The organism is Burkholderia sp. E168m22 (assembly GCF_001319805.1).
Lineage (GTDB): Bacteria > Pseudomonadota > Gammaproteobacteria > Burkholderiales > Burkholderiaceae > Burkholderia > Burkholderia orbicola.
Genome location: NZ_BBSK01000147.1, coordinates 104892 through 119146, shown reverse-complemented (window position 1 = coordinate 119146; position 14255 = coordinate 104892). Strand labels below are relative to the sequence as shown.

General features: G+C 68.6%; 12 protein-coding genes. 1 reads left to right on the top strand and 11 read right to left on the bottom strand.

The features are described from left to right. Nucleotides 1-80: 80 nt before the first annotated feature. The 11 genes from AP428_RS32555 to AP428_RS32505 all read right to left on the bottom strand — a co-directional run bounded on the left by AP428_RS32555 (nucleotide 81) and on the right by AP428_RS32505 (nucleotide 13572). Nucleotides 81-983 (bottom strand): GNAT family N-acetyltransferase, encoded by a 903-nt coding sequence (locus AP428_RS32555; RefSeq protein WP_054928666.1) that lies wholly within the window; start codon nucleotides 981-983, stop codon nucleotides 81-83. Between the two features lie 195 nt (nucleotides 984-1178). Continuing rightward, a complete protein-coding gene (locus AP428_RS32550; protein WP_054928665.1) occupies nucleotides 1179-2366 on the bottom strand; it encodes a M20 aminoacylase family protein in 1188 nt (395 codons plus the stop codon). A gap of 65 nt (nucleotides 2367-2431) precedes the next feature. Beyond that, nucleotides 2432-3889, bottom strand: a complete 1458-nt coding sequence (locus AP428_RS32545) for an aldehyde dehydrogenase family protein (RefSeq protein ID WP_054928664.1) — start codon at nucleotides 3887-3889, stop codon at nucleotides 2432-2434. 93 nt (nucleotides 3890-3982) lie between these two features. Continuing rightward, nucleotides 3983-5308: an FAD-binding oxidoreductase gene (locus AP428_RS32540; protein WP_011549832.1), complete on the bottom strand. Its 1326-nt coding sequence runs from the start codon at nucleotides 5306-5308 to the stop codon at nucleotides 3983-3985. A 2-nt stretch (nucleotides 5309-5310) separates the two neighbouring features. After that, on the bottom strand, nucleotides 5311-6045 hold the full coding sequence (locus AP428_RS32535; protein WP_054928663.1) for a cupin domain-containing protein: 735 nt from the start codon (nucleotides 6043-6045) through the stop codon (nucleotides 5311-5313). A 120-nt stretch (nucleotides 6046-6165) separates the two neighbouring features. After that, nucleotides 6166-6597 carry a helix-turn-helix domain-containing protein gene (locus AP428_RS32530; protein ID WP_011549834.1) on the bottom strand — a complete coding sequence of 144 codons (432 nt, stop codon included), beginning with the start codon at nucleotides 6595-6597 and terminating at the stop codon, nucleotides 6166-6168. A gap of 23 nt (nucleotides 6598-6620) precedes the next feature. Then, complete coding sequence (locus AP428_RS32525; protein ID WP_011695038.1) at nucleotides 6621-7955, bottom strand: FAD-binding oxidoreductase; 1335 nt, start codon at nucleotides 7953-7955, stop codon at nucleotides 6621-6623. A 139-nt stretch (nucleotides 7956-8094) separates the two neighbouring features. Then, the gene (locus AP428_RS32520; RefSeq protein WP_011695039.1) at nucleotides 8095-9969 is read right to left on the bottom strand and encodes an ABC transporter ATP-binding protein; all 1875 of its coding nucleotides are present in this window, start codon (nucleotides 9967-9969) and stop codon (nucleotides 8095-8097) included. Continuing rightward, entirely contained in the window at nucleotides 9969-10925 is a 957-nt protein-coding gene (locus AP428_RS32515; RefSeq protein WP_027806332.1) for an ABC transporter permease, read from the bottom strand. Before AP428_RS32515 ends, AP428_RS32520 begins: the two co-directional genes overlap by 1 nt. Before the next feature lie 30 nt (nucleotides 10926-10955). After that, nucleotides 10956-11909: an ABC transporter permease gene (locus AP428_RS32510; protein WP_011549838.1), complete on the bottom strand. Its 954-nt coding sequence runs from the start codon at nucleotides 11907-11909 to the stop codon at nucleotides 10956-10958. A gap of 79 nt (nucleotides 11910-11988) precedes the next feature. Further along, nucleotides 11989-13572, bottom strand: coding sequence for an ABC transporter substrate-binding protein (locus AP428_RS32505; RefSeq protein WP_011549839.1), 1584 nt, complete (start codon nucleotides 13570-13572; stop codon nucleotides 11989-11991). A gap of 265 nt (nucleotides 13573-13837) precedes the next feature. Here AP428_RS32505 and AP428_RS37040 point away from each other — a divergent pair, with 265 nt between their 5' ends. Beyond that, on the top strand, nucleotides 13838-14062 hold the full coding sequence (locus AP428_RS37040) for a hypothetical protein (protein WP_127479536.1): 225 nt from the start codon (nucleotides 13838-13840) through the stop codon (nucleotides 14060-14062). Nucleotides 14063-14255: the final 193 nt, after the last annotated feature.

The window sequence follows — 14255 nt, the reverse complement described above, 5'->3', positions numbered from 1 at the left end:
ACTGTTGCCGGCGACAGCGGTCACGCGGCCGCGCCCCTGGCGTCCGGATCGGGCGGGAGCCGGACACCAGGTCGGGCCCGCTACAACATCGCCTGACTGACCAGCCCGTACAGCCCGACTACCGGGTCGGCCGCGCCCTCGTGTGCCGCGGCCGGCGCATTGCGAACCATCTTCGAACAGGTATCCACCTGCTTCAGTCCCTGTTCGCTCAGCCACGCCGGCAAACTGCTCCCGTCAGGCACATCGATCCGCACGAATTCGCCGTCCCGTTTCGTCAGCCAATAGCCGATCAGCGCCTTCGCATGCGCATCGTCGCCCGAACGCGGCGCAACCACCGGGCCGACCACGTAACCGCGGCCGAAGCGCCGCAGCACCGAAAACCCGACGACCTCGCCGTCGCGTTCGAGCACGACGCTTTCTCCCCGCGCCTGCAACGCGGACAACAGCGCTTCGCGCTCAAGGCCGGACGCACGCGCGTCGAGTTCGACGAGACGCGGCCAGTCGGCCGGCGATCCGGCGCGCAGCCGCTCGCCATCGGGCACGGCTACCGCGGCGGGCCGATCCACGTTCCCCTGATACTGGCTCAACGATCCGCACACGTTGAATCCCAGTTTCTCGTAGAGCGGCCGACCGGCCGGCGTCGCATGCAGAAACGTGATGCGCGGCCCCAGCTCATCGAGGAGCGTCTCCATCAGTTTGCGGCCGATTCCCCGCCCCTGATGCGCGTCGGAGACGATCACGTGCCCGATCGCCGCGCGATCCGCACCGTACTTCCAGCACATCGCCGTGCCGATGACCACGCCGTTTTCCTCGGCCGCGAACGCGATCGACGTGTCGGCGGAAAACTGCCAGTCTTCCGCCCGGAACGGCCAGCGCAGCGCCATGGAAAGCGCATGGGCAGCGGGGACGTCCTCTGCGGTGAATCTGCGGTAGTGAAGCGCGGACGTCGCGCCGCGCTCCTTCACTTCATGTTCCTGGGTCATCAAGCAGTCCGTCTAAATGGTGTTTTCGTGCGACACGGCACGTCAGAAAAATGCGCAGTGACCACATCGAAGCGGCTAAAAATTGCACGGCGCTCCCCGGCTGGCATGAATGCCCGACGATCAGGAAGCACGCCGTTCCCGGACCTGACGCCCGATCAACCAGACATCAGCCGGTTTCCACGCCGCTCCGAAGCATCACGCCGATCGCGTGAAGTAATGCTGCGCCAACGCGACCCAATACCGGACGCCGGCCGGAATGATGTCGTCGTTGAAGTCGTATTTCGGGTGATGCAGCGCCGGTGAGGCCGCGCCATCCTGCGCATTGCCGATCAGCACGTACGCGCCCGGCCGCTCCTCCAGCATGAAGCCGAAGTCCTCGGACGTCATGTTCGGCGGCACGTCGGGAGACAGGCGCTCGTCGCCGAACGTATCGCGAATCACCGCTTCGCACAGCGCCGTCTCGGCCGGCGTGTTGACCGTCGCCGGGTAGTACTGGAAAAACTCCACGTCGACCTGCGCCCCATAGGCCCCCGCGAGCCCTTCGCACGCGAGCCGAACGTCGCGCTGCAGCTTCTGCTGCAAGGCCGACGACAGCGTGCGGATCGTGCCGCGCAGCTCGGCGGTGTCGGAAATCACGTTGTCCGTCGTGCCCGCATGAAACATGCACACGGAAATGACCGCGGGGTCGACGGGGTCCTTGTGCCGCGCGGCGATGGTCTGACACTGCAGCACCATCGAGCACGCGAGCGGCACCGGATCGATGCCCAGATGTGGCTGCGCCGCGTGCGCACCCTTGCCCGTCACCGTGATCCTGAAGCGCGAGCCCGCGGCCATGATCGCGCCGGTGCGCAACCCGAAATGCCCGGCCGGCAACCCGGGCCAGTTGTGCATGCCGAATACCGCTTCCGTCGGGAATTGCTCGAACAGCCCGTCGTCGATCATCCTGCGCGCGCCCGCGCCGCCCTCTTCGCCCGGCTGAAACACGAAATGGACGGTGCCGGGCAACTGCGGCAATTCCTTCAGCACGCGCGCGGCGCCGAGCAACATCACGGTATGGCCGTCGTGGCCGCACGCATGCATGATCCCGTGCGAGCACGACGCATGCGCGAAGTCGTTGGCTTCGTGGATCGGCAACGCGTCCAGGTCGGCGCGCAACACGATGCCGCGGCCCGGATCGGCGCCGGGCAGGCTCGCGACCACGCCCGTGCCACCCAGCCCGCGCGACACCGCGTAACCGAGCGCTTCGAGCTCGCGGGCGACGACGTCGGCCGTCCGGTGTTCCTCGAATCGCAACTCGGGATGCGCATGCAGGTCGCGGCGCAGCTTCGCCCAGTGCGCACGGTGCGCGTTCAACGACGTGTCGGGGATGATGGCGTTTTCCAATCTCGGCACCCTTGCAAAGCCAACCGGTTCAAATCACGACTGCCGCATCGCGCGCGGCAGCCGCCTCAATCATAAAAGCCCAGGACAGACTTGACCTCCATATACTCCGCCATTCCTTCGATCCCGTACTCGCGGCCGTTGCCCGACTGCTTGTATCCACCGAACGGCGCCTGAGGGTCCCATGCCGGGTAGTTCAGATGCACCTGCCCGGCCTGGATACGCGCGGCCACCGCCCGCACGCGCGCCATGTCGGTGCCCTGCACGTGCGCGCCGAGCCCGTATACCGTGTCGTTCGCGATCGCGATCGCTTCTTCCACGGTGTCGTAAGGCAGGATCGCGAGCACCGGGCCGAAGATCTCCTGCTGCGCGATCGCCATGTCGGTGCGCACGTCGGAGAAGATCGTCGGCCGCGCATAGAAGCCTTTGTCGAGGCCCGCCGGCCGGCCGGGGCCGCCGGCGATCAGCTTCGCGCGTTCGTCGATGCCCACGTCGATCATCTGCGCGACCCGCCCGAACTGCGCGCGATTGGCGAGCGGCCCGTGCGTGGTGGCCTCGCCGAACGGATCGCCGACGACGAGCGTTTGCATCGCCGCGACGGCCAGTTCCTCGACCGCACCGAGCACGGCGCGCGGCACGATCATGCGGGTCGGCGCGCTGCACGATTGCCCCATGTTGCGGAACGCGGCGGCCACGCCCGGCGGGATCGCCCGCGACAGGTCCGCATCCGGCAACACGACGTTAGGCGACTTGCCGCCCAGCTCCTGCGCGACGCGCTTGACGGTCGTCGCCGCCGCCTGCGCGACGAGCACGCCGGCGCGCGTCGAGCCGGTGATCGACACCATGTCGACTTCCGGATGCGACGACAGCGCGGCCCCCACCGTTTCGCCGCTGCCGCTCACGAGGTTGAATACGCCGCCGGGCACGCCCGCGTCGGCGACTACTTCCGCGAACAGCAACGCGCTGAGCGGCGACAGCTCGCTCGGCTTCAGCACCACCGTGCAGCCTGCCGCGAGCGCCGGCCCGACCTTCGCGGTGATCTGATAGATCGGCCAATTCCACGGCGTGATCAGCGCGCATACGCCGATCGGCTCGCGGGCGATCGCGGTCGTCCCGCGCCGCTCGACGAACGGGTAGCTCGCGAGGTTGTCGCGTGCAACGCGAATGTGTTCGGCCGCGAGCGGCACGTGCGCGCCGCGTGCATAGCCGATCGGCGCGCCCATCTCCAGCGCGAGCGCCGTGGCGAACAGCTCGGCACGTTCCAGGATCAACGCATGGATGCGGTCGAGCAGCGCCGCGCGTTCCTGCGGCGACGTCGCGGACCAGCGGTCGAACGCATTGCGCGCGGCCTGCACCGCGCGGTCGGCGTCGCGCGCGCTGCCGAGCGGGATCTCGCACAGCGTGTCCTCGGTGGACGGGCTGATGACGGCAAACCGCTCGCCGCCTTCGGGCAGCACCCACTCGCCGTCGATGAAGAAGCGATCGAGCCTTCCGGCTTGCATCAGGTGAACAACAGGGGAATTCATTGCAAGGGGTCCTTGAGTCGATACCGTGCGCCGACGCACGGCGAAAGCCACGATGGGCCGAGGCAGCGGCCGGAGCGCGTCGCAGCCGCCCGGCTAGAAATCCGCGACCTTGCCCCAGGCGGACTCGCTGAACCGGCCGGGCCGGTACGGCGTCGGGTCCACGAACGGCTCCGCACCGGACGCGAGATCGGCGATCAGGTGCCCGGCGCCCGGGCCGATCCCGAAGCCGTGCCCCGAGAAGCCCGCCGCGAGGATCAGCCCCGGCACGCCCGGCACTTCGCCAATGCCCGGCACGCCGTCCGGCGTGCTGTCGACGAAGCCGGCCCATGCGTGCGTGATCGTCGCCTCGCGCAGCTCAGGCAACAGTTCGGACGCGCGGCGGTACGTTTCGGCGACCGTCGACATGTCGGGCTTCGGATCGAGAATGCGCACCGCTTCCATCGGCGTCGGCGCATCGAGGCGCCAGCGCTTCAACGTTTCATGACCGCCGCGTACGCCTTCGAGGCCGCCCGGCAGCAGGTTGCGCCAGCGCTTCGCGAACATCGGCACGAATTGCGGCGCGAAGCGCAGGAACTGCGGCGTCGGGTCCACGCGCGCGCGGCCGCTGATCGCCAATGCATAGCGTCCGTCGCAGCGGCGCGTGATGGACACGCCGGACGTGTACATCGCACCCGGCAGCGGCGTGTCGACGGGCGATACGCTCAGGATCGACTGACGGATCGACGCCTGCGGAAAGCGGATGCCGAGCTGGCGGCAGAACGACGACGCCCATGCGCCGCCGGCCATCACGGCCGTCCGGGTCTTGATGACGCCGGCCTCCGTGACGACGCCAGCGACACGGCCGCCTTCGAGCTCGATACCGCGCGCCGCGCAGTGCTGGTGGACGCTGCCGCCCAGCTTGATCAGCGCGGCGGCCACGGCCGGCGCGGCCTTGCCGGGGTCGGCCGTACCGTCGGTCGGCGAAAAGACGCCGCCCTTCCACTGCCGCCCGGTCGCCCGTCCGCGCTCGGCGGCCTGCTTGCTGTCGAGCATGTACGTGGTCACGCCCGCGGTCTTCGCGAATTCGCCCCAGCTGGCCCAGCGGGACAGCTCGGCTTCGTCATTGCTGAGATACAGCAGCCCGCAGCGATGAAAGCCCGTGTCTTCTCCGGATTCGGCGGCGAATCGTTCCCACAGATCAATGCTCTTGCTCGCCATCGGCAACTCGCGCGCATCGCGGTTCTGCTGCCGGCACCAGCCCCAGTTGCGGCTCGACTGTTCGGCGCCGATGCGCCCCTTCTCGACGAGCGCGACCGACAGCCCGCGCCGGGCCAGATAGTAGGCGGTGAAGACGCCGATGATGCCGCCGCCGATCACGACGACGTCGGCCGCGGCCGGCGGCGTGGACAAGGTTTCGATATGACGCAGCGGAGGGGACATGCTCAGTCTCGTTCGGTGGAAGGTTTGACGTTCTGCATCACGTAGAACTTCGCCACGCGTTCGCTGCTTTCCCACCCGATCGACGCGCCGCGCGGCACGAACAGCGCATCGCCGGCACCGACCGACTGCACGCTGCCGTCGGGCGCCGCGAAGCGGACGCCGCCGTCCAGCAGGAACATGAACTCGTTGGCGCGATGCGGCCGGACGATCCGGTGATACGGCGTCGAATCCCACGTGCCCGCGCAGTATCCGGCTGCGTCGTCGGTGAACACGTTGTCGCTGCGGCATTGCGGCGCGGGGCCGAGCAGCACCTCGGCCGGCAGCGTGGCGGACGGCTTGAAATCCGCGTCGGCGTACAGCGCAAAGACGCCTTGTTTCGTCGGGGTCGCGCACGCTGCCGAGCAGAACGTCAGCAGCACGGGCGATGGCGCCGCGATGCGCAGCGCGGTGCCGCAACCGATCACGGCGCCTTGCCCCGGGCCGACCACCAGCGGTGCGGCCCCGGCCGCTTCGAGCGTCAGCTCGCCTTCGACGACGACGAGAGTTTCGATGTGCGGAAAGCTCGACACGTCCAGCTCGCCGGCGAAGCGGATACGCCCCGCGGCCATCGCGTCGGGGCCTTCCCACGCGATCTCGCGATGCGACGCGAACGGATCGCTCGCGCCGAACGCCTGCTTGCGGAATGCGGTGGAAGAAGGTGCGCCGTCGGCCCGGTGCAACACGAAAACTGCGGTCATTTCTGCTCCTGTGCAGTGCGTGGCGGCCTGGTTCAACGCCGTCACGCGATATCGGAAATCGTCGTTCGCCGGCTCTCCGGCCGGAAAATCGTCAGCGGGGCATGTCGTCCATGCGTGCGCTTACGCCGCGTGGCACGACGCTTCGCGGCGTTCGGTGCGCAGGCGCGTCGACGGTGTTCGTACCGGTGCGCCGCCGGTTCGGGCAACCACGTAATCGCGCGGCGTGATGCCGAGCACGCGCCGGAAATGCCGGCACAGATGGCTCTGATCGAAGAAGCCGACGTCGGTCGCGACGACCGACGGCGCGAGACCGGCGCGCAACAGGTCCTGCGCCCGCCGTATCCGCACGAGACACAGATACCGGTGCGGCGACAGCCCGGTTTCGCTGCGAAAGCGCGCGGTGAAACGCGACACGCTCAAGCCGGCCACCGCCGCGAGCGTGTCGAGGTTCAGCGGCTGCGCGAACGACGCGTCGATCGTGCGCAGCACGTCGCCGATCGCCGGCGAGACGGGCCGCGCGACACGCGGCGAACCAACGAATTGCACTGTCATATCGAGTTCTCCCCGCGCTCGCTTCAATGCAGGAAATCCTGCATCCGGTAATACGCGCCGACGAGCGGCAGGAACCACGCGTGTCCGAAATGGCCCGGTATCGCCGGCCATTCGAGCTCGCGCCACGGGTTCGACGCGGCCGCGCCATACAGCACGTCGGCCATCACGCGGCCCATGTGCACCGACATCTGCACGCCGTGGCCGCTGTAGCCCATCGAGTAATAGAGTCCGTCGTGCTGGCCCGCGCGCGGCAGCCGGTCGGCGGTGATGTCGACCAGCCCGCCCCAGCAGTAGTCGAGGCGCACGTTGGCCAGCTCGGGGAAATAGCCGGCCATGCCGGCGCGCAGGATGTCGCCGCTCTTCGCATCGGAGCGCGGGCTCGACATCGCGAAACGCGCGCGTCCGCCGAACAGCAGCCGGTTGTCGGGCGTCACGCGGAAGTAGTTGCCGATCTGGCGCGACGTCACGTACGCACGGCGATGCGGAAACAGCCGGTTCAACTGCGCGTCGGGCAGCGGCTCGGTCACGACGATGAAGCTGCCGACCGGCGCGATGCGTCGCCGGAACCACGCGAACGGCCCGTGCTGCGACGCACCGGTCGCGACCAGCACGCGGTCGGCGACGATCGTGCCGCGGGCGCAGGTAATTCGGTGGCGCTCGCCGTCGAGCCGGTCGAGCTGCGTGACGGCCGCGTGCTCGTACACACGTGCGCCGGCCCGCACGGCCGCTTGCGCGAGGCCGACGCCGAACTTGCCCATGTGCATCTGCGCGCCGTTGCGCTGCAGGAGCCCGCCGTAGAAACCGTCGGACGCGATTTCATCGCGGATTCGCGACGGCTCGATCAGTTCGATATCGGGATCGACGTCGCGCCGCAACGCGTCGAAGGTCTTTTCGAGCCCCGCGAAATGCTGCGGTTTCGCGGCGAGCTTCAGCTTGCCCGCCCGCCGGAAATCGCAATCGATCGCCTGTTCGGTCACGATCGTCTCGACGCTCTTCACCGCGCTTTCGTAGGCGCGATAGAACTGCTTCGCGGGCTCGGCGCCGATGCGCGCGGCCAGCGACGCGTAGTCCTGCGCGACGCCCGTATTGCACTGGCCGCCGTTGCGGCCGGACGCTTCGCCGGCGACTTGCGCGGCTTCGAGCACGACCACCGAGACGCCGCGCTGCGCGAGCGCGAGCGCCGCCGACAAGCCGGTGAAACCGCCACCGATCACGACCACATCGGCCCGCCCCTCGACGGGCCCAACGCTGCCGTCGCGAAACGCGGGGCGGGTATCCAGCCAGTACGATTCCAGTTTCATCGGATCCTTCTTTTGCATGCCTGCAACGACGATCGGCGACCGTTCAATGAGAATCATTTAATCACCGTCAAAAACCGCAGTTGCCGCGTATTCGCGCGCGGCACGCGTACAAATCGCCGTTTTGCGCGACCGCCGCAGCAGACTATGCGGCGGCCCGTTCACCGCACCGCGCGATGAACGGTTCGCGCGCCACGCACTACGGTTGCACCGGCGTGACGCCGGCCGGCACCGGCTCCGCCTGGAAACTCGCGAGATCCTCCTCGCTGCGATGGCACAGCACCTGCGCGCCGTTGCCGAGCGTGCGCAGCGACGGGGCCGTCCGGTTGCACACGCCGTCCACCCGCATCGCGCAGCGCGACAGGAACGGACACAGCTCGTCCTCGTGCTCGCGCTCGCCGATCGGCACCAGCGGCCGGTGGCAACGCTCGGCCGCATCGTCGAGCCAGCCCGCGCGCAGTTCCGGCGCGGACGACACCAGCAAGTGCGAATACGGGTGATAAGGCGGCGCGCACAGCGCGTCGCGACTGCCCGTCTCCACGCGGCGGCCCGCATACAGCACGACGATGTCGTCGCTGATCGCGCGCACCTTCGCGATGTCGTGCGTGATGAACACGTACGACACGCCGAGCTTCGCCTGCAGGTCGCGCAGCAGCTCGATGATCGCGGCGCCGACGACGGTGTCGAGCGCCGACGTGACCTCGTCGCACAGGATCAGGTCGGGCTCGGCCGCGAGCGCGCGCGCGAGGTTCACGCGCTGCTTCTGCCCGCCCGACAGTTCGCCGGTACGCCGCGACGCCACCGCCGGCGGCAGCCGCACGAGCTCGAGCAGTTCCGCGACGCGCTGGCGTGCACGCGCGCCCTTGATCCCGTGATAGAACGCCAGCGGCCGCGCGAGCGTGCGCTCGACGGTATGCACCGGGTTGAGCGCGGTATCGGCGTTCTGGAACACGATCTGCACGCGGCGATGCTGCTCCTTCGTCCGTTTGCCGATATCGCGCGCGAGCGGCTCGCCGTCGAGCAGGATCGCGCCGCCGGTCGCCGGCACGAGGCCCGCGATCACCTTCGCGAGCGTCGTCTTGCCGGAGCCCGATTCGCCGATCACGCCGACCGTCTGCCCGCGCCCGATGCGCAGGTCGACTTCATGCAGGATCACTTTCGCGGGCCAGCCGTTCGCGGCGCGGCCGCCGTAGCCGGCGATCGCGCCGCGCACGTCGAGCAGCGGCGCCGGCGCGGCCGGCTCGCGTGCCTGCGCTTGCGTGTCGCGTTCGGCATCGTTCGGCGTGACCGCCGCGATCAGGCTCTGCGTGTACGGGTGCGCCGGCGCATGCAGGATCTGTTCGGTCGCGCCCGCCTCGCGGATCACGCCGTCGCTCAGCACGACGATCCGGTCGGCCATCTGCGCGACCACGGCCAGGTCGTGCGACACGTACACCGCACTCATCCCGTAGCGCTGGATCACGCTCTTGAACGCCTGCAGCACGTCGATCTGCGTGGTCACGTCGAGCGCGGTGGTCGGCTCGTCGAGAATCACCAGCTCCGGATCGGTGATCAGCGCCATCGCGGCCATCAGCCGCTGCAGTTGACCGCCCGATACCTGGTGCGGATAGCGCTTGCCGATCGTCTCCGGCTCCGGCAGCGCGAGCGCGCGAAACAGCTCGATCGCCTTCGCCTGCGCGTCGCGCTTCGTCATCGTCTTGTGGATCAGCGCGGCCTCGATCACCTGGTCGAGAATCGTGCGCGACGGGTTGAACGCGGCGGCGGCGCTCTGCGCGATATACGCGACCTTGCGGCCGCGCAGCGCGGTCAGCGCCGCAGCCGAAAGCGTGCACACGTCGGTGCCGTCGAGCTTCACCGAGCCGCCGGCGATCCGGCATCCGGTACGCGCATGGCCCATCAGCGACAACGCGATCGTCGTCTTGCCGGAGCCCGATTCGCCGATCAGCGCGAGCACCTCGCCGCGCCCGATGTCGAAGTCGACGCCGTGGACGATCGTCGTTTCCTCGCCGCCCGGCCGGCCGCCGACCACGCGCAGCCCGCGCACCTCGACGAGCGGGTTCGATTCGTGTCGCATCAGTGTCCTCCGGCGGCGCCGGCCGCGCCCTTGCGGCGGCCGCGATGCGGCAGGCCGTCGATCATCAGGTTGACGCCCACCGTCAGGATCGCGATCGCGACCGCGGGAATGATCGCGACGGCCGAGCCGTCGCCGAGGCTCGCGATGTTCTCGCGCACGAGCGAACCGAGGTCCGCATACGGCGGCTGCACGCCGAGCCCGAGAAAGCTCAGGCCGCTCAGCAGCAGCACGACGAACGTGAAGCGCAGCCCGGTATCCGCCAGCATTGGGTGGATCATGTTCGGCAGCATCTCGACGCACGCGATGTACAGCGCGCTTTCGCCGCGCGCCCTGGCCACCTGCACGAATTCGAGCGTGCTGATGTTGACCGCCAGCGCGCGCGCGATCCGGTACGAGCCGGGCATGTAGCTGATCGCGGCGGTGAGCACCAGCAGCGGCAGCGACGAGCCGAACGCGGCGACGAGCATCAGCGCGAACATCTTCGACGGAATCGACGTGAGCGCATCGAGCAGCCGGCTCATCGTCTCGTCGACCGCGCGGCCCGACACGGTCGCGAGCAGCCCGAGCGTCGTGCCGGTCACCGCGGCGAGCAGCACCGCGGCCAGCGCGAGCAGCACGGTCAGCCGCGCGCCGTACAGGATTCGGCTCAGCATGTCGCGGCCCAGGAAGTCGGAGCCGAACGGCAGCTTCGCGCTGAACGGCGCGAACACGTCCGGCGTGACGATCGCGCCGACGTCATGCGGCGCGATCAGCGGTGCGAACACCGCGACGAACAGCATCAGGCCGACCATCGACAGGCCGACGCGGCCGCCGGTCGTCAACGCGATGCGCGCGCCGCGGCGCTTGCGCGGCTGGTCGGGGGCCGGGGCGGCAGGCGGCATGCTGCCCCGCCCCAGGGGCGGGTCGCCGGAGGGCGGCAGCGCGCTGCTGCGTTGTACGGGTTCGATCGGTTGCATGGGCGGCATCTCGGAAGAAAGACGAAACACTCAGGTGCGCAGTCGCGGGTTCGACACGATCGAGCACAGGTCGGCGAACAGCACGAGCGTCAGGTAAGCGACGCAGAAGATCAGCGTGCACGCCTGGACCAACGGGAAATCGCGATTGCTGACGGCATCGACCATCAGGCTCGCGAGGCCCGGATAGTTGAAGATCGTCTCGACGACGATCACGCCGCCGAGCAGATACGACAGGCTCAGCGCGATCGCGTTGGCGATCGGGCCGATCGCGTTGGGCAACGCATGGCGTAGCACGACGCGCGCGGGGCTCGCGCCCTTCAACGTGGCCATCTCGACGTACGACGCGCTCAATTGCTCGATCACCGCGGCGCGCGTCATCCGCGCCATCTGCGCGATCACGACCGCGCACAGCGTCAGCACCGGCATCGCATACGCACGCAGGAAATCGTGCAGGCTTTCGATCGGGCCGCTGTACGACAGCGCGGACAGCCAGTGCAGCTTCACCGCGAACACGAGCACGGCGACCGTCGCGATCAGGAATTCCGGCGTCGCGACGAGCGACAGCGTGCCGAGGCTGATCACGCGGTCGACCACCGACTCGCGCTTGACCGCCGCGAGGATGCCGAGCAGCAGCGCGATCGGCACCGACACGGCGGTCGTGATCGCCGCCAGCGCGAGCGACTTCGGCAGGCGCCCGCCGATCAGCTCCGACACCGGCATGTCGCCGGAAAACGACCGGCCGAAGTCGCCGTGCAGCAGCCCGGCGAGCCAGTGCAGGTAGCGCACGTGCGCCGGCATGTCGAGACCGAACTGCTGGCGCAGCGCGGCGACCGTCTCCGGCGTCGCGGACTGGCCGAGCGCGGCCTGCGCGGCGTCGCCCGGCAGCAGGTTCGTGATCGTGAAGATGATCGCGGACACGATCAGCAGCGTCAGCGCGGTGACCGCGATGCGCCGGCCGATCAGCCCGATGAGAATTCGGTTCATGGAGCGACACTCCCGAAAAAACCGCGCGTGGCCGGCGCGGGGGTCCGCACCGGCCGCGCGGCGGCGGCCAACCACAACGTCATGCGTTCCACCACACGTTCTCGGCGAACATGAAGCCCATCATCCCGCCGGTCGGGATCGAACCGAGGCCCGCGAGCCGCTTGTCGTACCCGTCGAGGAAGCTGATGAACGCCGGAATGCCGACCCGGCCCTGCTGCGACACGATCACCTGCATGTCGCCGTACATCTGCTTGCGCTTCGCGTCATCGGTTTCCGAGCGCGCGGCGAGCAGCAGCTGGTCGAACTTCGCGTTCTTCCAGCCCGATTCGTTCCACGGTGCATCCGACTTGAAGAACTGCGTGAACAGCACGTCGGCGCTCGAGCGCGGGTTGATGTTGCCGAACGTGAGCGGGTGCTTCATCCAGTGGTTCGACCAGTAGCCGTCGGGCGACGCGCGGTTGACCTGCAGGTTCAGCCCGATCTTCTGGCCGGCCTGCTGCAGCAGCACGGCCATTTCGATCGACCCGTTCGCGTCGGACGTCGCATAGATCGGCGGCAGCGTGGCGCCGAGCGCCCCGGCCTTCTGGAGCAGGAACTTCGCCTTGTCCGGATCGTGCGCACGCTGCGGCAGCGACGCGTTGAAGTAACGATGCCCCGGCGGAATCGGCTGGTCGTTGCCGATCACCGAGTAGCCGCGGAACACCGCCGTGCGAAGCTGTTCGCGATCGAACAGGTACTTCATCCCTTCGACGAAATCGGGGTTCGCGACGATCGGGTTGTCGCTGCGCATGATCAGGTCGGTGTAGAGGCCCGACTTGGTTTCCTTCAGCGCGTAGCCGGGCGTCGACGAGACCCGCTGCGTCGAGCGCGGATCGATCGCGTTGATCAGGTGCACGTCGCCCGACAGCAGCGCGTTCAGGCGCGCGGCGCTGTCGCTGATGCCGATCAGCTCGATCTCGTCGAGATACGGCTTGCCCGGCTTGAAGTAGCTGTCGTTGCGCACGCCGACGGTCGACACGCCCGGCTTGAACGACTTGAGCTTGTACGGGCCGCAGCCGATGCCGGTGCTGAAGTCGGTCGTGCCGTCCTTGACGATCACGAGCTGCGGCGTCGCGAGGATCACCGGCAGGTCCGCGTTCGCGCTGGCGAGCGTCAACGTGACTTCGTCGGGGCCGGTCGCCTTCGCCTCCGCGAACTGTTCGGCGAGCGGCTTGACCTTCGATGCGGTGGCCGGGTTCTTGTGGCGCATCAGCGAATACACCACGTCGGCCGGGCCGACCGGCTTGCCGTCGTGGAACGTGACGCCCTTGCGCAGCTTGATGATCCAGGTCTTCGCATCGGTCGTCTGCAGCGACTCGGCGAGGTTCATCTGCGGCGTCAGGCTCGCATCGAGCTGCGTGAGGCCGCTGTAGAACATGAAGAAGCGGGTATAGTCCGCGCCCGTCGAACCCTTGGCCGGGTCGAGCGTATCGGCCGTCGAGCCGGCTTCGTTCGCGACCCTGATCTTGCCGCCGCGCTTCGGCGCGGGCGCGGCGAAGGCGGAGTCGGGGGTCATCAGCAGTCCGCCGGCGCCGGCGGCCATCATGCCGCCCGCCGCCATGACCTTCATCATGTCGCGGCGCGTGAAGCCGCCCTTGCCGCCGTTGTCGATATCGTCGCTCATCCGAACTGCTCCTGACTGTGGAAAGTGGGTCCAAGGGTCCAGCGTGGTTGTTCAATCCCGCTGCGTCCGCTTGCTGGTGGCGGACGCGACGTCGTACACATGCAATTCATTTAAGCATCGCCAAAATGCGGTTTGTCGCGATTCGGGCGGCCCGCACGATACGAATCGACCGTTTTGAGCCGCCCGCGCAGCATGAATTGCTGCATGCGCATCCGTGTCGCCGTGTGCCCGGCGGTGTGTCGCGGCGGCTGCCGAACCCGTGTCGATGCAGGAAATCGTAAGGCCGCAGCCGCCGCAGATTGCGTCGACAAAATTGCCCGTTCGGCATCCGGCGCGCGTTTGGCTCGCGCAAACCGCACGTTTGTATCGAATGGGGGCTTGCATGCCGACGACGGCTGAAACGCGCGGCGCGCTGCGGCAGATCGCCGCATGCACGGGCGTCGGCGACGGCACGCCGCGGATGAAAGTTCAGAAGAATGCCGCTCGATAGGAGCGGCTTGGCGATAAGGCGGGAAGAGGACGGGACTGCCCGGGGAGCGGGCGCACGCGAGCCGTGCAGCCGTCAGGAACCGTGGTGACCCCGTGCGGCGACGCGTCCGTCACCGGCATCCCGGCGCGCACGCCGGGCGTGCGCCGGCTCGGCGTGAAGGAGGTTGAATGATGCGCCGGCTGCCAGCGAGCGG